Below are 26,279 nucleotides of genomic sequence, written 5' to 3' on the forward strand. Positions count from 1 at the left end.
GAATACATCGAGTACTACAATACCAAACGTATAAAAGTGAAACTAAAAGGCCTGACTCCGATAGAATATCGAACTCAGGCCTTGAAAGCCGCTTAACAGAAATGTCCAACTTTACGGGGTCACTTCACTAGTCGGCTTTTTATTTACTTCTCTTTTGAGTCTTTGTCTCTATTAGGCTCGATTAAAAAGCGTCATCTACAATATCTTTAAGTCGGTCGTAAGGCACATAACCCGGTAATACTTGCCCATCTATCATTAAAGTCGGTGTCCCTGTTAAACCAAGAGCGCTAAAAGTTTGGTGGTTTGTCATTAGCGTTTGGTTCTGTTCAGCAGTTGTGTTTAATTGGTCTTCAGTTCCTGTTCTTTTAGCGACTGCTTGTAGTGAGTTCTTAGTGTGACTACCGCTTTTGGCCATAAGTAACCGACTGACCTCTTGGAATTTCTCCGGTTGTTCTTTCCATACTTTCATCGAATACAGAGCTGCATTTGTGTCGAGACCATTAACTTGTTGCTGCTTAAAAGACAGGAACACATTGATGATCTTAATATCACTATTTTCAGCTGTGAGTTGAGATAGGCCTTTTTCTAAGCGTTTGCAATATGGACAGTTATAGTCTGTAAAGTTAATGATAATCGATTTGCCTTTTGGATTACCTGATACTGGGTGAGCGTCATTGTTGTATAGCCAGTCATGACTGGTTTCCTGGGCTTTTTTAGCTTGCTCTTGGCCTGCAACATATCGTTGTAGGCTGGTATGTAGGCCTGAAATGGTCGCAGGGTTGTCTTTTAGAAATTGGTTAATTTCTTCAAGTTGTTGAGTTTGTTCTTTATTTAATTCGGCAAAAGCGCTGGCGCTCATCAGTGAGCCAATAATCAACGTGCTTATAATGTGCTTTTTCATTTCAATTCTCTAATTTTGGTGACCGCTAGAGGTTCGTTTGTGCCTATAGCGATTTAATTCTAGTTATAAGTGGGTTAACTTTTACCTTTTTTATTAGGAAAAGTAGGCTCTTAGCCAAAGCCCAATAGGGGAAGTAACACCTGTTGCGATACTGCTTATTTTTCCATCTTTGATGATGACAATGCTTGGAGTGACATTGATTCTCCAATCTCTACTGATCGAACCTGAGACATCGTTGATGGTCGGAAATTGATATTCTTTGGCATCTAAAAACCGCTGAACACGTTCGTCTTGCCCAGATGACAAGGCGACTGACACTATTTGATGGGTGTCGCTGAAACTGTTGACGGTTGGACTCACAAATTTGCAGGCACCACACCATGTTGCCCAAAAGTAGACAATCACGGGTTTACCATTTTTGCTTAGTTCGATAACGTCAATATCTTCGCCTTGGAGCGATTTCCCCACGATTGGAATGGCGTTGCCCTGAGGCATACTTCTGCTATGATAAAAATCCATCGCAAATGAAACTACGCCAACGATCAGTATCATTGAAACCAGTTCCTTTCCCCACTTCTTAAGGCTACTAGACTTCTTGGCTTTACCCTTTACAGCGTAGTTTTCAGTCGTGCGAGATTTCTCTTCATTGTTGGGAGTCTTCATTACTTACCTCGCAGCATCGAGAGTTTGAACGACAGTATCGCTGTCTAGAATGATAGGTAATGGGATACCGCTTTTATAGCTTGGCCCGTAGACGATATTAAATGGCACACCAAATCGCCCATTACTTTGTAGATATTGAGTGACACTCTCACTAGGTGTTGTCCAGTCGCCTTTCATCAAGACAATGTCTTCTTGTTGTAGGTGGTTGTAGACAGGATTTTGAAGAATGACGCCGATCTTGTTGGCTTTACAGGTGATACACCATTCTGCTGTTACATCAACAAATACCGTTTTGCCTTGCTCAACGAGCTGAGGGATTTGTTTCGAGTCAAGCTTTTGCCAAGCAAGGTCATCAACAATTGGCGTTGCCCAATTATCAGCGGTGACACTGCCTATGATTAAAGCCGCACCAAACACAAGAGTAGTGGTAGCCACTATAGGGATAAGGACCTTGCGACCTAACTTACGGCCAATCCAAATCAATACTGAAATAACGATGGACAGTGACATTAATATTGTTGAAAACTTGCCAATAAACGGCGTCATCAAACTGGCTAACCATAAGCTGGTGGCAAACATCATCAAACCAAAAATCAGTTTGACCTTGAACATCCACGCTCCAGGTTTTGGTAGTAGCTTAGTCAAATTAGGGAAAGTTGCGAAGATTAACCAAGGCGCACTCATGCCTATGCCTAAAGCAATGAAGATCGCCCACAGTTCTTGATAGCTCGCACCTAGTGCATAAGCCACAGCCGTACCTAAGAATGGTGCGCTACATGGTGTTGCTAACAACGTCGCAAACATGCCTTGAACAAAGTGGCCTGAATGTGAGTCATCGCCTTTGGTTGCTATCCAAGTGTTTAAACCCGATGGTAGTCTGAATTCGACTAACCCAAGTAAGTTAACCGAGAACAGCAAAGTGATGATCAGCATGAATGCAATGAACCAGACGTTTTGGAATTGGATTCCCCAACCAATCGCGTTGCCACCCATTTTTAGAACGGTCATGCCAAAGGCCAACAATGCAAACGAGGTAATCACCCCCATAGCCGAGGCTAAGAATGAGATTCGGATATGACGATTTGATGCGCCCTGGTTGTGAATGATGCTGTTTAATTTCATTCCTAATACTGGCAGTACACACGGCATAATATTGAGTATCAAACCACCAATTAGGGCAAATCCAAGCATTACCCCAAAGCCATTATTGCTCTCTTGGTAAGTGATTGGGGTAGATCCAACCGGTGCAATCATCTCTTCCGCTAAGTTGGTGTCAGAAACGGTGATGCTCACCCTGCGACTGGTTAAGTCGACCTCTCCAAGCCAGTTGCTAACATCGTAGACAGCGGTCAGCGTATTACCTGTAATATAGATCGCTGGTTGAGCGAAGAAGTCATCGATTACTTCTTGGCCGTCGATCAGCACCTGGGGCTTATCCCAACCTTTTTTACTCGTTAACTGGGTCACCAGTTGTTGCTTACTCTTGTCCCAGAACAGTCCGTTAACTGAGGTGCGATTCGCTTCTCTTGGAGATTGGCTCATGCCTTGATTGAAGAGGAACATTGCTTCCTCATCGAACTGCAATGTTTGCGTGTCGATAGGGAGTTCGATGTCATAGTCAGTCAAAACACAGATATTCGTACACGATGGAAACGAGAGAGAGGCTCTGAATACCGCAGGTTGCGTGTTGTCTTTTAGCGTTAAGGTAACCGGAAAGCTGACGTGTTTTTTGTAACCTAACGTCATCACACCGAGCTGCTCGTAGTACTTAGGAATAGGCCAGTGCCAGTCTACAGACTCTATATTCGTTGAATCAGACCAGTCCCAGCTTGGTGGGATTCCGCCTTCACCGGGGCTACGCCAATAGGTTTTCCAGTCGCCGTCTAGCTCAACATCCAATATCGTCTGAACTGTTGAACCGTCATCTGACTGTTCACCCGTCGACATCATTCGTATTTTTACAGGTGGATGCTCTGGCGCACTTATCCAGCCCGTAGTTTGCGCTAAAGCAGTAAATGACGCCATAGCCAAAATGGCAACGACGATAGTTTTCGTGCATGCACGCATGCAGAGTGCCAACGAATCGACAAACTTAGTTAGTAGTGTGTTGTACACAAATGTATCTCCAAAAAATAAATAAAAGGGTGGAATAGCCCGGTTATTCATTCTCTAAATATACAGTGCTTTAGATGTAACCGAAGTTTTGTAGGTCGAGAAGAGCGATGGTTGTCTCTGGATAATCTAGAGATGTGAGGTGGCAAGTTGAATGCGACAGCGAGAAGTAGGATAAAAGGGGTCAGCCAGCCCGTTTTAGGAGTGGCGAAAGTTAGCATTTTTGAACTTAGACTGCAGGAACTTGAATTTGGTGTTGTCAGTGTTTTAGACGCTTCAGCACCAAAAAAATTGGCGTATAGCGTTGCCATGTTGTCTGAAAATGTAACTTGAGTTTTAGAGGCGTTGGTTTCTGCGTGAGCCGGCTTTTCTCCCGGAATCTTAGTTTCCGTGAGGGCCTGTGTTTTTGTGCTAATTAGGATTGATTGATCACCAGCCGATGAAGGTAGCATTACTTTTTTTGAAGACAGCGTACTCGCCAGACAGGTTACGATAACCAGTCCAGTAAGGAGGAGCGCCCAGAGTGAATGCTGTTGCCGGCGGTTCTGTTGGGATAAAAAACGTAGTGGTGTGCTTTGCAAATCAGTCAGTAATCAAATCAGTAATTGAAATAGCCAGTAATTGACATAGTTAGCAAGCTAGTCGAGTTGCTGCTAGCTTAGATAACTTTTATACGTGCCACAAGTTATAAAATTGTCAAAGTAAAAGGGCTGCATAAACGTCAGCTCTAACAACTCAGGCATCGAGGTCTGACTTAAGTTCACAATAATCTTCTCTTTTTCCCTTTTCGCTGATTTTTTCAGCAAAGGAGGGTTGCCGGGGAGTAGCGTGAGCAAGCCGCTAATAGCTGGCACAAAAAAGTCCAACCATTCGTTAGGAATTAAGTTGGACTTACTTTATTCGGCTTTGTCATCTAATGCTTTGAACTACGAAGCATTACGAGAGTGTCTTAGTGATTGCGACGTGGGCCGTTACGAACTAACTCTTTGCCATTGTCAAAAACTTCTTTGGTGATCCAACGAGCAAGCAGAACTTTATGGCTGCTGTTGAATACGGCAACGAAGTGGCGACCATCAGCGTTATTGGTTGCCATGCCCACGCCTTCAACACCTTCTAGGCCGAGACCGCCAGCTTCAACTGAAATTAGGAATTGTTCTAGCTCTTCTAGAGACTCAATAATATCAAGTTCGTTGTTCATTTTTATGCTCTCTTACTGTGAGCCAATATCGTATTTAGAGGCGTTTTAGTGCTGCGCCTGAGTGAAGATATTGGTCGTTGTTCTTTGTTGGATGCGTACTCTACAGGTCATAAAGATGGATTGGAACTGTCAAATATTAGATGCGGGTTTATTTTTTGCTAATTTTTAGCACAACATACGTTTAAATGTTTGTTATCCATCTTCTTTTTACTACTATTTATAAGGTCAATTTAGACATTAATAGGAATTAATATGATGAAGGTTTGGCGTTGTCTATTGTTGATGTTGACGCTTGTCGCATTTGGAAGTTTTGCACAAGGCGTTGATAAAATTGCAGAAGCACAAGATCAGCTAATGCTGGATCTAACAACATTAGAAACCGCGCATGATGCTGAGAAGCCGTTTCTAGAAGATATATTAAGACGAAAGAACCAAGCACTTCGTGAGGAGATTTTTTCCCAGTTATCCTCCGATAAAGAGGAAGGGTTAGATACCGTTCTTGCTCAGCAGGTTGAACTTTTACAACATTTACTGTCATTGAACGAAGTTAAGATTGTCTCGATGAGTAAAGAGAATCGTTCGGCTGAAGGGGATGCTAAAAAGCGTCTTGAGCTGCTGATTCAAAAACGAATTGGGATGATGGATGTCTACTATCAACAACTCTCTAAAACTTTAAGTTGGTCGAAAGAAAGAGGCGTCGATGTAACGGCCGCGGAAAGCCAGTTAAAAGCGGCATTGCTTTCTCGTTCTCAATATCTCACTAATGCGATTCTTTACACAGACACTCAGCGTCAAGATCTAGAACGCCGCTTGTCTTTTGTTAGTGAAGAAGAAAAAGCGACGATCAAAACTGAACTAGTACGCTTTAGCGAACGAACCAGTGTCATGGTCGCCAGTTTAGAGAAAAACATCTCTATGATGGCGCCATTTGGTGTGGATGTGACGTCTTACAAGCGCATCCTATTGGCGACGACAGGGGACATTAATGCTGACGTACTGGATGTTGATGTCGCATTAGATCTATTGGATAGCTGGTTGCGTTCGTTTAGTTCATGGGCATTTGAAAATACTCCTTCTTTTGTCGTCAAGCTTGCACTGTTCTTGGGTATTTTGTACGTAACTCGGCTTGTTGCCAATGTTGCTCGTAAGACGGTCCGTAAGAGTGTTTCGCATTCAAAAATGGATTTCAGCGTATTGATGCAAGAATTTTTTGTATCCATCGCCTCTAAAGCTGTTGTGTTTATTGGTTTGCTTATTGCCCTATCTCAGATAGGAATAGAGCTTGCACCATTACTTACTGGTTTTGGTGTTGCGGGTGTCATCATTGGTTTTGCGTTACAAGATACTTTGTCTAACTTTGCATCAGGTTTGATGATCTTAATCTATCGTCCTTACGATGTTGGTGACATGGTTAAAGTGGCTGGCGTGCAAGGAACGGTAAAGGACATGAGTTTAGTGTCAACCACGATTCAAACTATCGATAACCAACGCTTGGTGATCCCTAACAATAAGATCTGGGGTGATGTGATCAATAACATTACTGCAGAGCGTGTTAGACGTGTTGACATGGTTTTTGGTATTGGTTATTCCGATGATATCGATAAAGCAAAAGGTCTGTTAAATGACATCATTCTTGCGCATCCTTTAGTGCTTAAAACACCAGAACACATGATCAAGCTTCACACCTTGAATACGTCTTCGGTTGATTTTGTAGTGAGACCTTGGGTTAAGACTGAGGATTACTGGGATGTATATTGGGATGTGACGGAAACTGTGAAGAAACGCTTTGATGAAGAAGGCATCACGATTCCATTCCCACAACGCGATGTACATATTTACAATCACGAAGAGAATTAGCCGGAAGAGCCAAAGAGTGGTTTGGAGGCCGTATTCTTAATGCTATATCAAATGGACGCTGAATAGCGTCCATTTTTATTGGGTACTATTGTTACTGAGTTTCCGCTTATCTTGAGCGGCATTTCTGTATCTAGCTTCACCCGCCTGAGAATTAAGTTATGATGGGGTAGGCTTAGTTTGGACAGTTGAAACCGAATGGATGATTTACAGCAAAAAACGAATACTAGAAATACAACGGTAAGAAAAGCGATACGAATCGAAAGTGTTATGAACTCTGCGATGTGGCATTTAACTCAGAGAGATATGACAGAAAGCGAGCTGATTGCAAAGCTCAAAGTGAAAACCGACAATCAAGAATGGATCGATGAAACTTTGGGCACCTTGAAAGGCTTTGGGTATCTCAAGTCTGACCAAGTGTTTGCAGAACAATTTGTGGAGCAAGCTTTTTCTGGTGAATTTGGCTCTCGATATATTGTTGAAAAATTGAAGAAGAAGGGCCTAAAGGACTCTGTGATTTCTGATGCCATCCATAAGGTGTCCTTTGAGAAATCAATTGATGAACAAAACATCTTAATAGATCGAATTAACCACTATTACACAAGCTTTACCATGAGCCGTGAAAAGCTTGTGGCGACACTGCAAAAGCGCGGCTTTAGCTATCAACAAGTTAAAGTGGCGATTGATCAGCACCCGCAAGCCCATGAACTTATGAGTAACATGCAAATTAAAGCAGAGAAGGCTGACTTAGAGAAAGAAGTGCTTAAGTATGCTCGTAAGGGTAAAGGCTTGACTGCTATCCAGCAAGAGTTGAGACAAAGACAAATCGATACCAGTGAACTGCCATCGTTAATCGACCGATTGATTAATGAAGAGCAACTGGATTTCTACTCTTCTTGTTTAGAGCAGTTACAGAAAAAATCCTATGATCTTAATGACCATAAAGAACGCTCTAAAGCTTATGCAATGTTGAGTCGAAAAGGTTTCTCTTCTGATGAGATCAAATTTGCTCTGAGTGAAGGTAACGAGTAACAGGCGGTATCGAGCTTAAGACATATCTAGTGCCTTATTTTAACGTGTCGTGTGTATGTTTTCTGTAAGACCTAGGCCATTACGTAAGGCGAATTGAATGAGCTCGTTATGGTTATTTAAATTGAGCAGTCCAAGCATTCTATACTTATGAGATTCTATGGTTCTTGAACTTAAGTGAAGTTGCTCTGCGCAATCTTTTGCGCTAAACCCTTGAGCAATCAGCGCTAAAACTTTGGTCTGCTTTTTTGTCAGTAATAGTAGCTTATCACTGTCGTCTTCTAGTCGGTTCTCATTCTGTTTTAGCGTTCTAGCTAGTGTGGAATGTTGCCAGTAACAAAGCCAAACTTCACAGACTAACTTTAAGCGTTTGATGTCTTCTAAGTCGAAATTGGTGTCGGCATCGTGAAAATGAGTAAAAGACAATGCTCCCCAACGTTGATTAAATAGCTGTAGTGGTATGATACAGTGCCAACGTCCCCCTTCTTTGTACAACTGCTTTAATACATAGTTATTGCTGTTTATGAGCTCATCTTTTGAGAAGGTTAGATAGGTCTCGTTAGTCTTCAAAAGCTTTAAGTAATCAAGATAATTACCACCAATGAGGTTCTTCTTGTTAACTGGAGGAATGTGTTTTTTGGAGACTGAGCACGTTTTGCCATCTTCTAATAAGACCATTGAATTTGGATAAAGTGTAAGACGATCAATACCAAACCAATCAAGTACGTCAAAGCTCGCTTGCGACCAAGTTGTTTGAAAGTTGTTTGGGTCACTATTGATCAAAGTTGCAGATTGCTTCATTAATAATTGTTCAAAGCTATAGTTAGAAGCGCTCACATTTTTTCCTTATCAATCGTTCGGCTACTCATTCACGCGCTGAAGATATTCGCTAAAGCACGACAGCGCAAGTTAACATTACAAGATCGCGAAGGTGTTCTAAGTTCTCTTTTTTTATAACGCTTTATTATATGAGGCATGGCGAAAAGCCGTACTTTTACTGCAGCAATTGAACGGTGTTTTTTATAGGCTCAAGAATTTTAATTCTGCCGTATAACCCTGTGATTATTTTAAGAACACTACTGACCTTATCATTGTTGATGCTAACTTTTCGTACAGCACTAGCGTCTCCTCTGTTTGTTTATGCACAATCTCCAATACATTCAAATGTGCTTTCAACTCAGCTTCGTTCGGAGGCACTATTGAATTCAAGTCCTCTTATACTCAGGCGAGTATATGGGCTCATACGGGTACTTATTCACTCGATTATTATCAGAATCAATCCACCATGGATTTTAACAATGCGGGTGTTCATGTGTCTGACTTTGAAAGTGATGATTTAACTAATGCGCTGACTTTTTACAATGAACTACTGCTGTATTCTAGAGGGCCAATGTCGCTCTCGGCTGGTGGTTCGCTGTTTTATAACAATGTAAAAAATGGGCTGTTTGCGAGAACAAGCTTCGAGCAAGGTATTCAACTCAACTACAGCTACATCACGCCAAGGCATAGCATATTCTCCACCCTCGGGCTCGTACATCGAAACAGCGATGGCTCTTCTGTGAGAGATGAAAACCTAAGCCCTGAAAACCTCAGTACAAGTTGGGCGATAGGGTATGAATACCGGCTTAACCAACAACACAGTTTGGTTATAGAGTCTCTCAACTATCAAGGTTGGGCGAGTAATGATCCTGATTTTTCAGAAACCTCTAACGAAGTGGTCGTTGGGTATCGATATCGTTTGTATCGACTCGCGGTTGAAACCTTGATAGTCGAAAACATCCGTAACATGGATAACAGCACGGACATCGGCTTTACACTCGGATTGCGTTTTTCTATATAAACGACACATTAATATATTCTTATTTCATGAAATTCACCAAAGCTATAAAGTTTCAGTAAATTTACGGTATATCAATAACATAATTTTTTGAACAATAGCGCCACTCCAAAAGGCCGAATCAATATATACAGGTAGTGGTTATCATGAAAAAGACATTAGTAGCACTTGCGATTGCGAGTATTTCAAGCTCAGCTTTCGCTGTAAACACAAGCAGCCAAAACAGCCAGAACGAAGATATGTTTGCATTTGATTCAATGCATAAAGATCAATTCTCAGTATCAGGCTCTTTTGGTGTTGGTGGTTACTACGACACGGGCTCTAAAGCGTTTTATGATGACTGGGCGACAGGCCTTACGCTTGCAGTAAACTACCGCAACAACCGTGTTGTCGGTTACTTCGAAACTGACTTAATGGTGAATTACACGACAGACAACAACGTTTCTGCAAATGACGCAGCAACGGCGGGTTGGACAAACGGTATCGATACAGGTCCAGCAACTGACGTAGATAAAGCGTGGCTTGGTTTTGATACTGGTTTCGGTATCGCTTCATTCGGTTGGGAAAACGATACTGCATTAGACAAAGTAGATGGCGCTGGTGATACAACATACGAGTTTGGGGCTTCTGCTGGCGACGCTTCTGATGCGTTCAACGTTATCAAGTTCCAAGGTGCAACCAATGGCTTTGCTTACGGCGTTTCTTACTTTGAAACTGACGATGATCATAACGATGCTGACAAGGGTATTAACGGTTACATCGGTTTAGAGCAAGAAGTGTTCAATATTTACGCTGGTTATGAATCGCGTGATAACGATGCTGATTACGAAGTATATACGGTGTCAGGTAATGTAAAAGTTGGCGACCTTACGCTAGGTATGAACTCTTGGATTGATGAAAGTGACTCTAAGAAAGACACTGGTTACTACGTTTCAGGTGGTTACGCGGTTTCTGCCGATCTAACAATTGCAGCGGGTTACGCATTTAACAGTAATGAATTAGATGGTCAATCTGACGTAGATTCTTCTTACATCAATATTGCGGCAATGTACCGTATCGCTGATAACGCTGACATGGGTATCGATATCAAGCAAGATTTAGACGGTTACCGTGTTGGCGAGGCTAGCGCGCAATACGATGAAGAGACACACGTATTCGCAGCCGCTTACTACTACTTCTAAGATTTCAAATACTGAAACTGAACACTATGGTGTAATCGCTTGCCTGGTCGTTATACCGTATTCTCTTCCTTATGCAGTTTAAGCATCCACAAATCGACATGTGGTATGCCACTCAATACCACGAGTGGAATTATTATTTGGAGAAATGTAATGGTTAAGAGCATTACGGCTAAGGGTATTATTTATGGAAATGATACCCTATTTACGTGTAAGCCTAATCGAAATGGATTCTTCGAGTTAGCACGTAAACATGGAAGAGTTGCAGGTACTCGCCCACAAGATCTCAAGAATAAGGTTTATGCCGAAACTCTTGATGAAGCTTGGCATTTACTCAAAACAGAAAAGTTTTATATTGTTTTGACGGGACAAGTATTTGGTATTCACAGAAAGTCTTTACGCAGTGTTGATTCTGACGATATTGATTTCGAGAATGACATTCAACCTGTATGTGCCACGATGTAGACTCGGGTACAAAGCAAAAAAGGACGCTCATTGATCGTCCTTTTTTCGTTTGGTCTTTTGGTTCAACCTAGGTTAAAGGTGCTTAGCACCTGCTATCGACCGTATTGCCCAACGATGAATTGCTCAAACTCATCACACATCTGATGGTTTGAGCTATTATTATTCGCTAGCTCGGCTGCCCCATCAACGATCGAAATCTTAGCATTCAAATCAGCAATTGGTGCACGTTCTCTTGTCGACAGCTGCTTGATTTTTTGCTCTTCAATCGCCCAAGCTTGCTCTGGCGATAAGTTGCACTCGTCGGCGAGGTATTTGGCGTTAAAACCTTCTCCTGTCAGGCTTTCGATTGTCCCATTATGATTCACGCTATTTCCCTTGTACCAGTAGTGCTTAGCCAACAAAGGGCCGATTTCTGGGTTATCGGTTAAATAACCAAACTTGTCAGTGAAATAGGCACGAGTTTGGTAAACCGCCATATGAGCCAATAGATAGCCTTGGTAAGCACAAGAAGCTTCATCGGACAGCAAATGTGGAATCGCCATTAATGGGCGTGGACTGCAAGATAATCCAAGAATCGTTTTCTCACTATGACGTGCGAGCTCCGTGATTTTTTCAGGTGTCAGATCTTCATCCGCCAATTCGTATAGCGCTCGTTCAAAGTAAGGAACCACAAGAATGCTGCGTTCTTCATAGGCTTTGAATGGTTGTTTGTTATCAATGATAGCTTTAATCAATTCATCTGGTATAGGTTGGCCTTCTGAATTCAGCGCATACTGTTTTAGCCAATCGGCATCTGTCAGCAGACTGTCGCAGAACATCGATTGGGTTTCGGCATAAGCCATCGAGGTTGGTGCAAATTCCTGAGAGAAACAAGGCGCATTCATTTTCACATTGGCAAAGTGTGCGGCGTGTCCACCTTCGTGAAACAGCGTATTAATACCATCATAACCACTGCCAATTTGATCGGGTTTGGCATTGCTAGTGAAGTTTACTTTAGCAGCAACCCAAGCACCTTGATCATAGAAAGAAGGAATAGGCCCATGACAGAACCCATTTGGGTATTTACCTTTACGATCAAGGAGATCCAGTTTCAGTGTTGCTTGAGAATATTCGATGTTGAGACGGCCAAAAGACTCTATCCAGCGTCTGAGTGACTTTGAGAATGGAACATAAGGGTCCAAGTCATTCATAACATCACCAGCAAAAGAGTAGATAAAGTTATGCGCTTCCAGTGCATTCTGGCCTTTTTTCTCAGCTAAGTTAGTTAGGCTTTTTAGATTGTTATCGCGCGTGCGTGCTTCGAAGTCATCCAATATCGTGAACAATTGTTGTGTCGTCATTTGCTCAGTTTTAACCACTGAGTAATCAAAGAAGGTTTTGAAACCAAGCGATTGAGCAAACTGATTGCGCTTTTTGATAAGTTCGATGAAGCCGTTAGCTAATAGCCATTGTTCTAAATCTAATAGTGCTTGGTGTGCAGAAAGTCTTACCTGTTCATTGCCATTACTTCTGACGGCTGAACCTAGAACCGGCAATGATCCTTCGGTCTCTTCACCCGCTTCATTTACGTAAGTCATGACATGGTTTTGTTTTTTCTCAAATAATTCGGCCTCAAATTTGATGAGTTCGGCTTTCAACTTCTGAGATGGTTCTGATTCGATCGAGTGAGATCTAAAGGTCGCTAGCCAACCATTTAATCCGGTTAGTGTGCTCTTCCTTTCTTCAAGATCTTGAATCTCGCCGATTGCATCAATGTGTTTTTGGATAGCAGTAATTTGCTCGGCAGAACTAAGAAACTCGGTCCACTGGGTTTGTGCAGATGTTGACCCATCGTGGTCATCACTTATTCCCATGTAAGTATCCCAAAAGAAGTCTTCTTTTGCTTTGTGAGTCGCAAGATAATCTTGATTTAATTGGTTGAGATAGTTCGTTGCAGTCATGATGTTCCTTGAAAAATAACGCCTGAGTTTCAAGATTATGACACATTCATAGGACGTATTTTATGACGTTGCATATAACGGAATGTAAGTCACAGGATCTCGGTTTACATTACGACGTATGTGTGTAAATTAATTAACTGTTAACGTTTTGTTTTTTGCTAGTATTATTTAAAGAATATCCGCTGATTTTTTCGCCTTTTATTGAGCAAATGGATGTCCTCAATGTCAGCGTTTTTGTAAGGAAGAGGTTTAGGATGGATCCTATTTTATATATCGAAGTTGGTGGTGTCGTATGGCAGGTATTTGCTGATGGTACATGGCTTCAAGTGCCCGCATCACAGCCTAAAGTTGAAGGTGTGCAAGTTGTTAGTATTGAGTCTCAGAATTTAGATCAGACTCAATCGATCACTGAGCCACAAATAGCGGCTGTCGAACAACAACTCGAAGAGGTCGTGACTCAGCTCGTCAACAATATCGAAAGTGCGCCTCAACAACCGAGTTCTGCCAATGATCAACCCAGCTCCAGTGCCTCTTTTATTGCATATGTTCGCTCTACATTAGATGAAACTCTTGCAGAAGCAGGTTTTGACACTCGACCGACCGAATATGAAGAGGAAGACACCACTTCAAACGATGGGAATCTAGATGCGCTGTTACCTAGTGCAGAACTGACCGTAGATATACTTGATGGCGGCGACGGTTACGAAAACCAGTTTGAAGTACCAGGTGTAACTATTAAGGGTACGGCTGTGGATGTTCGTGATGGACGAACAGTTGCAATTACCATCACCGATGTTAACGGCAACACATTAACTACCACTGCGATCACAACTAACGAAACCTATGTTGTAAATGGTGTCGATCTTACTTCACTAGCTGAAGGTGATCTCCAAGTTGACGCGATTATTGCCGATGATTTTGGTAATAGCATCACTGCTAACGATTCCACAATCAAAGATACGCTAGCGACAATTGATGTCGATTTTGATGGTTTTGGCGATGAGTTTTATAACGAATTCGAAGTCAGCAATGGTGCATTGGTTGGCACAGTGACCAATGTGGAAGATGGTCAAGTTATCTTAATTACGATTACAGATAGTGATGGCTTATCTGTAGATTATTCCACGAACGTGTCTGGTAACAGCTGGACACTCGAAAACCAAGACTATTCCAATTTCGCGGAAGGCGAACTCACGGTTGTTGCAAGCACCGTCGATATTGCCGGAAACCCTACGTCAGCTACCGATACCATTGTTAAGGATACGCTTGATCGAATCCTTGTTAGATTCGATGGGTTTGGCGATAACTATTATAACGAAAATGAAGTTAGCAAAGGTGCATTGATTGGTGCGATCTTCAATGTCGAAGATCGCCAAGTTATTGATATCACGATCACGGACAGCAATGGTTTATCCGTTGGCTACACGACAGTTGTGTCTGGTAATTTTTGGAGTCTGAAAGACCAAGATTACTCTGGTTTTTCAGAAGGTGAGTTGACGGTTGTCGCTAGTACGACGGACGTAGCTGGTAATACGATTTCGTCTACCGATACAATTATTAAAGATACCTTAGTCAACATTGGTGTTGATTTCTCTGCATCTGATGATGAGTTTTATAACCAAGCTGAAGTCTCAAATGGGGCGTTGGTTGGTACTGTGGCAAATGTGGAAGACGGTCAAACTATATCTATCACAATCACAGATGCTAATGGCAAGTCGGTTGATTATTCAACAACGGTATCCGGTGGTAATTGGACTCTGACTGACCAAGACTATTCAGGTTTTACAGATGGCGAGTTGACGGTTGAAGTTAGCGTTACAGATATCGCAGGTAACACAGCAACATCTAGCGATACGATAGTTAAAGATACGTTAGCCAGCATTGGCGTTGATTTTTCTTCATCTGATGATGAGTATTACAACTCAGTAGAGGTGAGCAATGGCGCATTGGTCGGCACGGTGACCAATGTTGAAGATGGCCAGACAGTATCAATCACCATCACCGATGCCGATGGTAAGTCAGAAAATTATACCGCGATAGTTTCTGGTGGCGAATGGAGTCTCATTGGTCAAGATTATTCAGCCTTCGCTGAAGGCACGCTAACAGTAGAAGCTACGGTTTCAGACGTTGCAGGCAACACTGCTACTTCTAGCGATACCATCGTCAAAGATACGCTGGCAGACATCAGTGTCAATTTCGATGGTTTTGGTGATGAGTATTACAATTCTGCCGAGGTGAGTAATGGCGCATTAGTTGGCACGGTGACCAATGTTGAAGATGGCCAAGAAGTTTCAATCACTATCACCGATGTTGATGGCAAGTCAGAAAATTATACCGCGATAGTATCTGGTGGCGAGTGGACATTAGTCGGCCAAGACTATTCGGGTTTTGCAGAAGGTATCATGACTGTAGAGGCTACAGTTACTGACGTTGCAGGCAATACTGCAACTTCTAGCGATACTATCGTCAAAGATACGTTAGCAGACATCAGTGTCGATTTTGATGGCTTTGGTGATGAGTATTACAACTCCGCCGAAGTGAGTAATGGCACTTTGGTCGGAACTGTGACCAATGTTGAAGATGGCCAGACAGTATCAATCACCATCACCGATGTCGATGGCAAGTCAGAAAATTATACCGCGATAGTTTCCGGTGGCGAATGGACTCTCATTGGTCAAGATTATTCAGTTTTCGCTGAAGGTACGTTAACAGTTGAAGCTACGGTTTCAGACGTTGCAGGCAACACTGCTACTTCTAGCGATACGATCTTCAAAGATACGCTGGCGGATATTAGTGTCGATTTTGATGGTTTTGGTGATGAGTATTACAACTCTGCCGAGGTCAGTAATGGTGCATTGGTCGGCACGGTGACCAATGTTGAAGATGGCCAGACAGTATCAATCACTATCACCGATGCCGATGGTAAGTCAGAAAATTATACCGCGATAGTTTCTGGTGGCGAATGGAGTCTCATTGGTCAAGATTATTCAGCCTTCGCTGAAGGCACGCTAACAGTAGAAGCTACGGTTGCGGACATTGCGGGTAATACGGCAACTTCTAGCGATACGATCGTCAAAGATACGTTAGCGGACATCAGTGTCGATTTTGATGGTTTTGGTGATGAGTATTACAACTCTGCCGAGGTCAGTAATGGCGCATTGGTCGGCACGGTGACCAATGTTGAGGATGGCCAAACAGTATCAATCACTATTACGGATATTGATGGCAAGTCAGAAAATTATACCGCGACAGTGACTGCTGGCGAGTGGACTCTAACTGGCCAAGATTATTCAGCTTTCGCTGAAGGTGAGTTAACGGTTGAAGCAAGCGTTACGGACATTGCCGGTAATACAGCAACTTCTAGCGATACGATCGTCAAAGATACGCTGGCGGATATTAGTGTCGATTTTGATGGTTTTGGTGATGAGTATTACAACTTAGCCGAAATTACTAATGGTGCCTTGGTTGGCACGGTTGAGGATGTTGAAGACGGTCAAACGATCACTATTACCATCACCGATAGCCTTAATGTCTCCCAAGTTTATACGACCACAGTAGTTGGCGGAAACTGGACGCTGACAGGTCAAGACTATTCGGGTTTTGCAGAAGGAATCTTGACCGTAGAAGCTAGCGTTACGGATGTTGCGGGCAATACGGCAACTTCTAGCGATACCATCGTCAAAGATACGCTGGCAGACATCGATGTCGATTTTGATGGTTTTGGTGATGAGTATTACAACTCCGCCGAAGTGAGTAATGGCACTTTGGTCGGAACGGTGACCAATGTTGAAGATGGCCAAGAAGTTTCAATCACCATCACCGATGTTGATGGTAAGTCAGAAAGTTATACCGCGATAGTTTCTGGTGGCGAATGGACATTAGTCAGCCAAGACTATTCGGGTTTTGCTGAAGGTACGCTAACAGTAGAAGCAAGTGTTACAGACGTTGCGGGTAATACGGCAACTTCTAGCGATACCATCGTTAAAGATACGTTAGCGGACATCAGTGTCGATTTTGATGGTTTTGGTGATGAATATTACAACTCTGCCGAGGTGAGTAATGGCGCACTGGTCGGCACGGTGACCAATGTTGAAGACGGTCAAGAAGTTTCAATCACTATCACCGATGTTGATGGCAAGTCAGAAAATTATACCGCGACAGTGACTGGTGGCGAGTGGACTCTAACTGGCCAAGATTACTCTGCCTTCGCTGAAGGTACGCTAACAGTAGAAGCAAGCGTTACGGACATTGCCGGTAATACGACAACTTCTAGCGATACCATAGTCAAAGATACGTTGGCGGATATCAGTGTCAATTTCGATGGTTTTGGTGATGAGTATTACAACTCCGCCGAAGTGAGCAATGGCACTTTGGTCGGCACGGTGACCAATGTTGAAGATGGCCAAACAGTGTCAATCACCATCACCGATGTCGATGGTAAGTCAGAAAGTTATACCGCGATAGTTTCCGGTGGCGAGTGGACTCTAACTGGCCAAGATTATTCAGCTTTCGCTGAAGGTGAGTTAACGGTTGAAGCAAGCGTTACGGACATTGCCGGTAATACAGCAACTTCTAGCGATACCATCGTTAAAGATACGTTGGCGGACATCAGTGTCGATTTTGATGGTTTTGGTGATGAGTATTACAACTTAGCCGAAATTACTAATGGTGCCTTGGTTGGCACGGTGACCAATGTTGAAGACGGTCAAACGATCACTATTACCCTTACCGATAGCCTTAATGTCTCCCAAGTTTATACGACCACAGTAGTTGGCGGAAATTGGACGCTGACAGGTCAAGACTATTCGGGGTTTGCAGAAGGAATCTTGACCGTAGAGGCTAGCGTTACGGATGTTGCGGGCAATACTGTTACTTCTAGCGATATAATCGTTAAGGATACTCTGGCAAGTATCACAGCAAAATTCGATGATGCCGACAACATACTCAACACTGAAGAGGTTCAATCTGTTCGTCTACAAGGTGTTGTTCAAAATGTAGAAAATGGACAGCCTATTACCGTCACAGTTTCGGATAGCAATAATCAGTCTATCACGTTACAAACCGTAGTTGTTGCAGGGGCTTGGAGCATCGATGATGTCGATCTGTCTGCATTTGCGGATGGCAACATTACCGTAGAAGCAGTTACCGTTGATATTGCAGGTAATGAAACAACGGGCACAGACTCGACAGGACAAATTGATACCGTCCCACCTGTTATCGATATTGATACCTTATCTGGTTTCAACATCTTAGATTTTCGTAGTGGTGATTTAACCACCATGCAGGGTACGACCGATGTTTCCGAAGGTTTACCTGTCTACATAGAGATCAATGATGGTACGCAAACGCTGACTTTTGAAGGTGTAGTTGATGCGTCCGGTGGCTGGCTAGTCGAGAATATTGATGTCTCTAGCTTAGACCCATCTACTGAGTGGATTATCGATGCGAGAGTTGTTAACTCGATTGGTAATGAAGTCAGTGATGACATGCCAAGTATTATACTGCCAGATTCAGTCTCATTTTCTGAAAGTACGGTTGGTATCTTTGGAGATCAAACCCAAGTCGCTGACATCAATATTCAGTTTGCTGATGAGTTTGCTTTTAGTGCAAACCAAGTCTCTGCTGAGGGAGTGACGTCTCAAGGTCAATCTATCGCTATTGAATTAGAGTCTGACGGTCAAGTGATCAAAGCAACACGAACCGATGGAACACTGGTTTTCGAAGCTAAGATTGTTGGAGATACCGTTGAAATCACTTTCTACCAAGCGGTTGACCAACAGGCTGGTGAAGAGTTACTTCAAACGGCGATCATTATCGAAGGTCTTCAGATTGATGATGATGGAACCACTGAGCTCGTTTTAGGCGAATTACCGATCACGATTCTAGATTCTGAACCTTTGCTGTTCGGCGAGTCTTACTCGATGGTTGAAGGTGAAACATCGTCAGGCAACGTTCTTAACAATGACATTGACCTTGATACCGCACTAACCATTAGTAGCGTCGAAGTTGGTGGAGTCAGTCAGGATATTTCAGGTGCAACTCCTGCGGTGTTCAATACCGGGGATGGTGTATTGACCGTATTTGCTAATGGCCAGTGGACCTTTGAAGCCAATCGAAATCTAGATCATAACCAAGACCATACCGTTATCTTCAATTACGTTGCCGCTGACTCTAGTGGTGATTTTGGTTCTGCAACGGCGACTATTGATATCATGGATGGTGCGGCAGGACAGATATTGGATGATTCGAAAACGGTGACGGAAGTCGACGTGATCTCCGGTTCGCAAACCATCAATGCTCAATTTACTATATTAGGTGGTTCGGATAATCCAGACCCAGATTCTATACAATTTAGCTCTGAGACTGTCGCGCAACTAGAAGCGTTAGGTATTACTTCAGGTGGCGACGCTATAGTGCTTACTTATACTCTCAGCGCAGATGGTCGTACTATTACAGCTAAGCAAGGTGAGGATGATGTGTTCTCGTTTTCAATGACGACAACGGTCAACGGGAACAATGTACTTGCCGATATCGTTTTGGTGATTGAACGGCCACTCGACCATGTGCTCACCAGTGATTTACTCACGATTCCGTTAAATATTATTGGTACAGACACCGATGGCACTGCTTTAGAAAACGGCCAAATATCATGGGTGATCGAGGACGGTAATGATCCGAGTTTAATTCTCGATTCAAATTCTTCGGTCAACGAGTCGGAGCTAAGCAATGATCCTATCGGTGAAGTCAGTAGCACCGGAACCTTCAGTATCGGGATTGGCAGTGATTATTTAGATAGCGTGTTCTTTGATTTAGCTGATCAACCTCAGCTCTTTAGTGGCGGCGAGCAGATTTATTACACCGTTTCTGAGGATGGTACATTATTGACTGGCTACGCAGGGCCAGTCGCTGGTGGTGACGTTGCCTTTACCGTGAGTTTCGCAGCGCCGGTATCAGATGATGTAGACAGCAGTGTGGATTACGTCTTCACACTGTACAAAGGTTTGGATCAAGCCAATGGCACGGATACCATACCGTTTACTGTTACAGCCCGTGATTCCGATAACGACCAAACTAAACTAGATTTAATCGTTTCTATTACCGACGGTGGTGAGCCAACGATTGGCAGCGGTACGGTTGAATTGTCTGAAACCCCAATTGCGGATACTACTCCTGATGGCGTAAAACAGAGTGCAGTGGTTAATTTGGATATCACGGCATCGCATGATCCTATCGTTTATCTTGGTATTGATGTGACAAACGGTCAAGCCGTTTTGGATAGCGACGGTGAAGCAGTCACCCATAATGGCGAGGCTTTATCTTGGAGAGATAATGGTGATGGCAGTTTTGATGCGATATTAAGTAATGGCGATGTCATTATGCAGATTCGTCTGCCATCTGATTATTTCTTAGAAGCTAATATCTCAGGTACCGCTGCCGTTGAGATTGATTTATATCGCTCTATTGATCATGGTGCTGGGTTAAAAGATACCGAATTGAGCATACCGGCCACGGTTGTCGTTATTGATTCAGATGGTTCGCGTTCCACCCAAAAATCAGACATTAAAATATACGATGGTAAGGATCCTGCATTCTCGATTGTAGGCAGCATATCTGTCGATGAAGATGGACTCATTGGTGACAACGAACAAACTGGGACTGAAGAACCAAGCCCATCGATCGCTATTATCCAAGGCTCGGACGATATCGCATCAGTTTCAGTTAATACCGATGCTTTTGACGCATTAGCTTATACCAGTGGTGGGCAAGCCATTTCATTGCAGGCAGTGAATGCCGATGGTTGGTATTACGCTCAAGATACGTCGGGTAACGATATCTTCCGAATTCGTTTTAACAACGATGGCACAACAGAGTTCAATCTATATGCGCCGCTTGATCATGCTACGGGTGATGGTGAAAATAATCTTTCTGTGAATTTTGAATTGGTCGTTACTGATGCCGATGGTGATAGTTCTGATCCGGCTATTTATGTTGTTAATGTTACGGATGCAGTGCCAACTTCTCGTTCTGGATCCATTGAAATGGTGGAAGGCGATAATCTCAGCGGACAGTTCTTAACAGAAGGATTTGCTGGTGCGGATGGCGCCGTCATTGTTAGTTTTGACTATCGCGGTGATATCTACACTTTTACCGATGCAATTACGTCAATCGAGATTGATCTCATTAATGATTTTGATAATAGCGTCTACGGTCAGTTTACGCTTAACTCTGATGGCAGCTACCAACTGACTACTAATGCCAATGTATCAACTGACCCTACCGATCCTCGATTAATCGATGACATTGATTATTTGGTTCGCGATGCCGATGGTGATGAGGTCACGAGTACTGCAGAGCTTGTCCTAGATGATAACGAAGGCTTTATTCGTTATGAGGATTCTGAAACTACAGAAGATAACGATGCCATTATTGTGGTGAGTGTTTCTACCGGAGACGTTGACCAAAGCGAAACCGTTACGGCTATTGAATTCTCAGAAGATTCTTTGCAAGGCGGTAGCCTGTATTTAGATGGCGTATTACTTCAAGTGGTTGATGGAAAAGTGACGCTTTCAGGCAATCAGTTAACAGTGATTGACAGTCAGTTTACCGGCCCTAATGGTCAGTTAACTTATCGACCGGCACTTCATGAATCAAATACGACCTCAACGGTTATTCTAGCGATCAACGCCATTATTAGTACTGACACAATTCCAAAAGAATTGACCGCAGATGTCTCTGTTTCTGTTTTACCCGTAGCGGATGCGCCGGATTGGTCTGATTCAGTGTTCACCTACCAATCGGTAGAAGATGACGCAGACCCAATTAAATTAGATATCACTGCTCAGTTGGTTGACCAAGATACATCTGAAGAACTGTCTTACACCATTAGCGGCATTCCCGATGGGCTGAATATCACCTTGAACGGAAACGCGGTTAAAGAAGGCAAAGAGTACACCCAGAACCAAATCGACAAAATGGAAATCAGAGCTGATGAAAATCTTGCTGGTCGATTTGAGTTTGAGATTACTGCGATTGCAACCGAAGCGGGAAACACTTTCGCTGACCCCGCAGATAAAACGGCCGATATCGTCAATACCGTAGTCGTTGAAATCTCACCGGATGCTGATACTCCACATGTATCCGTTAAGGACTACAAAGGTCTAGAAGATGAAATCATCTTCCTCAAGAACGTGATTGATGGATCGCTAACTGATACCGACGGTTCTGAATCGTTAAGCTATCAAATCGAACTGCAAGATGGTTGGTCTATCCAAGGTGGACTGTTCGACTTAATTGGTCCTGATACCTACCTAGTCTCTGCGGAGGCCATCGAGAATGGTGTGGCTTATCTTCTACCAAAAGAAGACATCAGCTCGTTTACTGAAGATTTGTACATTAAGGTCACGGCGGTAGCCACAGAATCTGCCATTGACTCACTAGACCCTATCAATGTGACTGCGTTAAGCGATACTCAAACCATCAACATCTTCCTCAAAGGCGTTGTTGATGAACCTACTGTTGTGGATGGAGGAAATGCGCATTGGGAATATGACAGTATTACCAAAGTCATCAGCAATCAATCTGTTCTCAATGAAGATGGTTTGATTCAACTCGACTTTGTCGTCCAAACAACTGATGACGATGTTTCTGAAGATATCAATATACTGCTTACTAATATTCCTGACGGCACCTTGCTGGTGGATTCATTGGGTGAGCCTGTGTCGCTGACCATCGCCTACATTGACGATGTAACAGGCCCAGTATTCCAGGTTTCTAACGCCCAACTGAATGATTTGTATCTCAAGCCAATTACTGATTTTAGTGGTGAGCTAGAGCTAACCGTTATTGCTATCTCTACAGAGCCTGATGGTGATTCGGGCGAATTCCCGATGGCGTTGAAAGTAGAGTTAGCGCCCGTTGTTGATCAAGAAGATGGTCAAACAGTTAGCACTCAAGGTATTGAAGACAGCCAAATTGGATTGAACCTAGAGCCATCAGTGAATCAAGATGTTGATGGGAGTGAGTCTTTAACAGGTTATGTGATTGACAGTCTTCCTGCTGATCTGACTCTTTATTTCGATGGTAGTGTTATTGCCGTACCAGCTTCAGGGTTAGATTTAGAAAGTTTATTAGACTCTACGACGCCAACACTGTCCGAGCTTTTAAGTAGCGGAAGACTGTCAGTCACCGCGACTGAAGATTTGAGCGGTACATTTTCGATTCCAATTACCTATGAAGTTACCGACACTTCGCCGACAGGCGCAACTGATGTAAAAGATATCTCGGGATCAATCAGTGTTACCGTTGATGCGAGGGTCGAGTTAGATACTCGTTTGGAAAGTTCTGGTCAGCTATACACCAGTGATGACGGTTCTCCAGTCAACGTGTCGGATGCAGTTACTTTTGTTGACGCTGATATGGATGGCTCAGAGTTCTTAGATTATATCTTGATCGATGTGCCTGATGGTTATTCGCTGATTATCGAACACCCGAACGGAGCCGCTCAAGATGTTTCAGGAAACTGGATTATCTCTGCGAACGGTCTTACGAGTGACTCTATTCAAGAGTTGGCGAAAGAGATCTTGAGCGGTATGACGATCTCCAGCCCAAGTGACACACCTGTTTTAGATATTGTGGTGCGTGCTCGTGTTATCGATGGCGAAGATTCAAAGTATATTGATACTTCATTCCAAATTCAGATCACTGGCCATGACGGCGGTGGCGGTACTTGTGACCCTGTAGGTCCACCAAGCCCAATTCAACCTGATGGTGATATCAAAACGCCTGAGGGAGAAGACATCGACCTTACCGGTTTATTGAATACCAATGTAGGTAGTGATCCGGACAATGAGATCTCTTTCTATATTCCTGCCGATTCTCTTCCTGAAGGCGTAGAGATTTCAGGTGATGGTGTTATTGCCGAATACGACGCTTCTGGTGAGGTTGTCGGTTACTCGATTACAGCGGATGGACTATCCAAACTAACGCTAACAGGATTGGACGAAGACTTCGCTGGATGTATTGATTTCACGATAGAGACGATTGAAACGTCACCGTGTAATGGTAAAACCGTAACGACAGCTCAAACCATCAGTATTCAAGTGCTGCCAGTCGTAGATGACATTACCGTTGCCACGGATTCGACAACAATCCAGGAAGATATTACAACCGACCTTAACCTTGAGTTAGTTCTCGGTGATAGTGTTGAAGACGGGCAGTTAATCACGGGAGAGGGTAACAGTGCTACCGGTAAAGAGACCGTTAACTCTCTAACAATAACGGTATCAAATGGCGGCACGTTATCAGAGTATCCTGCTGATACTGGTTTGTTGGTCGACAATGGCAACGGTACGTGGACGGTAACCGATCCTAGCCGATTAAGTGATGTTTTGGTGACACCACCAGAACATTACAGTGGTGAGATTACGCTAACGGTGACGGCCAATATTACCGATGAAGCGGATTGCGTGACTGAAACGGATACGCAAGATAAAACGACCGTGGTGACGATCACCGTTGAACCTGTTGCAGACGCTGCGAACTTGGTGACTGATGATATTGTTGGCGATGAAGACAATTATATTTCTTTATCTTCATTGAGTGCTGAGTTGATTGACCAAGATGGTTCTGAAAACATGTCGCTTTCATTGAAGGGCGTGCCCGAGGGCGCTGTTGTTGCTATAAAAGTAGGAGATAGCTACGAATTAGTTCCAAATAATGGCGTTGATGGCGGTAGTTTTGATGGGAATCCTACTTATGAGTGGCAGCTCGATCCAAGTCAGCTTGCTAATCTCGTTATCTTACCGTCGAGAGATTTTAGTGGAGATATGAATCTAGTCCTTGAGGCGATTACTCAGGAAATCGGCACGACAGATATTCGTTATACCGAATCTGAATTTACCGTTGGTGTAAACCCTATCGGCGATAAAGTGGAGTTCTTCGATTTACCTGAACAGCTCACTGGAAGTGAAGATGATGGCATCGTGATTCCTCTCGATGCTAATAGCTTTGAAACCAACAGTGATGAATTCTTAGCAATTACCGTAACGGTGAATTCGACTTCGGATCCATCAGGTATAGTTGGGCTAGATCGAATTCGAATTGGATCAGAAACCAGTTCTTTCACCAATGTGGGTGGCATCATACAGGCGACGATCCTCGTTAAGGCAAGCTCTGTTGATGAGCTCGAATTATTTGCGGGCGATGCGTTTGGTAACCTCGATATTACGATTACAGGCCGAACGGTTGATCAAAATACCGTACTCGGTGAGTTAGTGGTCGACACGGGTGACCCGAGCTCGCAAGACATGACGCTTATTATCACACCAGAACCTGATGCACCGTTACTAAGCGTCGAATACGCTTCAATTGTCGCAGAAGCGAGTGGCACGATTCCTCTTGGTTTAGACCTTTCTCTTGTAAACCCTGCCGATTCAGAAGTGGGCTTCATTACAATTTATGATATTCCCGCAGGTTTGACGTTCTCACACGGCTCTATGGTCGATGGTCAATATGTGGTGGACTTGGCAGATGTACCTAATCTAGCGATTACGGGTGGCTATGATGGCGTTGACCCATTTGAACTCACCATCGAACCTTCTGCTGAAATAGGTAACAACCAAGCGGTAGGGTTACCTCAAACGGTATCGGTTGAGTTTGTAGCTGAGGGTGACTCTACGATTACTGCGACAGATGATAATGACCTGCTGATTGGCGGTACGGGCTCTGATAATTTTGTGTTTGCCTCTTCAGGCTTAGGGAGTGTAGAAGCCCCAAGCTACGATGTGGTTCAAGATTTTGATGCGTCTCCAGATACTGATGCAATTGACCTCTCGGGTATTTTGGGAAGCCTAGGGCTTAATACAGGGTTAGGGGCAACACAATATCTAGATTTAGAAGAATCTGGTGAAGGTGTGACCATTTCTATTAAACCTAATGGCGATGAAGACGTTCAACAAAACATCTTATTAGCCGATGTTACGTACGACGATCTGTATCAAGGCGACAGTAGCAGTGCATTAGAAGCACAAATTTTACAAAAAATGATAGAAGACAATAATTTAACGCTGTAAGTTAGATGTACAGTCTATAAAAGGAAGTTTAG

The 26,279-nt window shown here is 43.3% G+C and carries 12 protein-coding genes and 1 pseudogene; 7 read left to right on the plus strand and 6 right to left on the minus strand.

Annotation, left to right across the window (positions count from 1 at the left end; all coding sequences use genetic code 11):
• Positions 1-96, plus strand: a 96-nt coding sequence (locus L8S15_RS14550; protein WP_137409013.1) for an IS3 family transposase, incomplete at its 5' end; no start/stop codon positions are given.
• An 85-nt stretch (positions 97-181) separates the two neighbouring features.
• Here the strand turns inward: L8S15_RS14550 and L8S15_RS14555 are convergent.
• The 4 genes from L8S15_RS14555 to L8S15_RS14570 all read right to left on the minus strand — a co-directional run bounded on the left by L8S15_RS14555 (position 182) and on the right by L8S15_RS14570 (position 4,874).
• Positions 182-901, minus strand: a complete 720-nt coding sequence (locus L8S15_RS14555) for a DsbA family protein (RefSeq protein WP_010431163.1) — start codon at positions 899-901, stop codon at positions 182-184.
• A gap of 93 nt (positions 902-994) precedes the next feature.
• The gene (locus L8S15_RS14560) at positions 995-1,564 is read right to left on the minus strand and encodes a protein disulfide oxidoreductase (protein ID WP_280573811.1); all 570 of its coding nucleotides are present in this window, start codon (positions 1,562-1,564) and stop codon (positions 995-997) included.
• Between the two features lie 3 nt (positions 1,565-1,567).
• Positions 1,568-3,631, minus strand: coding sequence for a protein-disulfide reductase DsbD domain-containing protein (locus L8S15_RS14565; RefSeq protein WP_102270055.1), 2,064 nt, complete (start codon positions 3,629-3,631; stop codon positions 1,568-1,570).
• A gap of 994 nt (positions 3,632-4,625) precedes the next feature.
• Positions 4,626-4,874, minus strand: coding sequence for a hypothetical protein (locus L8S15_RS14570; RefSeq protein ID WP_010431154.1), 249 nt, complete (start codon positions 4,872-4,874; stop codon positions 4,626-4,628).
• Positions 4,875-5,126: 252 nt separating this feature from the next.
• On the opposite strand from L8S15_RS14570, the gene L8S15_RS14575 reads away from it, so the two are divergent.
• Entirely contained in the window at positions 5,127-6,731 is a 1,605-nt protein-coding gene (locus tag L8S15_RS14575) for a mechanosensitive ion channel family protein (RefSeq protein ID WP_280573813.1), read from the plus strand.
• Positions 6,732-6,926: 195 nt separating this feature from the next.
• Positions 6,927-7,760, plus strand: coding sequence for a RecX family transcriptional regulator (locus L8S15_RS14580; RefSeq protein WP_010431150.1), 834 nt, complete (start codon positions 6,927-6,929; stop codon positions 7,758-7,760).
• Between the two features lie 39 nt (positions 7,761-7,799).
• Here the strand turns inward: L8S15_RS14580 and L8S15_RS14585 are convergent, their stop codons facing one another.
• Positions 7,800-8,594, minus strand: coding sequence for a LuxR C-terminal-related transcriptional regulator (locus L8S15_RS14585; RefSeq protein WP_280573814.1), 795 nt, complete (start codon positions 8,592-8,594; stop codon positions 7,800-7,802).
• Between the two features lie 260 nt (positions 8,595-8,854).
• On the opposite strand from L8S15_RS14585, the pseudogene L8S15_RS14590 reads away from it, so the two are divergent.
• The 3 genes and pseudogenes from L8S15_RS14590 to L8S15_RS14600 all read left to right on the plus strand — a co-directional run bounded on the left by L8S15_RS14590 (position 8,855) and on the right by L8S15_RS14600 (position 11,237).
• A pseudogene (locus tag L8S15_RS14590) lies at positions 8,855-9,597 on the plus strand (DUF3187 family protein).
• 143 nt (positions 9,598-9,740) lie between these two features.
• A complete protein-coding gene (locus L8S15_RS14595; RefSeq protein WP_010431141.1) occupies positions 9,741-10,775 on the plus strand; it encodes a porin in 1,035 nt (344 codons plus the stop codon).
• Positions 10,776-10,925: 150 nt separating this feature from the next.
• A complete protein-coding gene (locus L8S15_RS14600; RefSeq protein WP_280573817.1) occupies positions 10,926-11,237 on the plus strand; it encodes a hypothetical protein in 312 nt (103 codons plus the stop codon).
• A gap of 92 nt (positions 11,238-11,329) precedes the next feature.
• Here L8S15_RS14600 and L8S15_RS14605 read toward each other — a convergent pair whose 3' ends face one another.
• Entirely contained in the window at positions 11,330-13,177 is a 1,848-nt protein-coding gene (locus L8S15_RS14605; protein WP_016769340.1) for a M3 family metallopeptidase, read from the minus strand.
• A 254-nt stretch (positions 13,178-13,431) separates the two neighbouring features.
• Between L8S15_RS14605 and L8S15_RS14615 the strand changes: the two genes are divergently transcribed.
• Positions 13,432-26,247: an Ig-like domain-containing protein gene (locus tag L8S15_RS14615; RefSeq protein ID WP_345781736.1), complete on the plus strand. Its 12,816-nt coding sequence runs from the start codon at positions 13,432-13,434 to the stop codon at positions 26,245-26,247.
• Positions 26,248-26,279 lie beyond the last annotated feature (32 nt).

This window comes from Vibrio sp. S/42/10 (assembly GCF_029890535.1).
GTDB lineage: Bacteria > Pseudomonadota > Gammaproteobacteria > Enterobacterales > Vibrionaceae > Vibrio > Vibrio cyclitrophicus.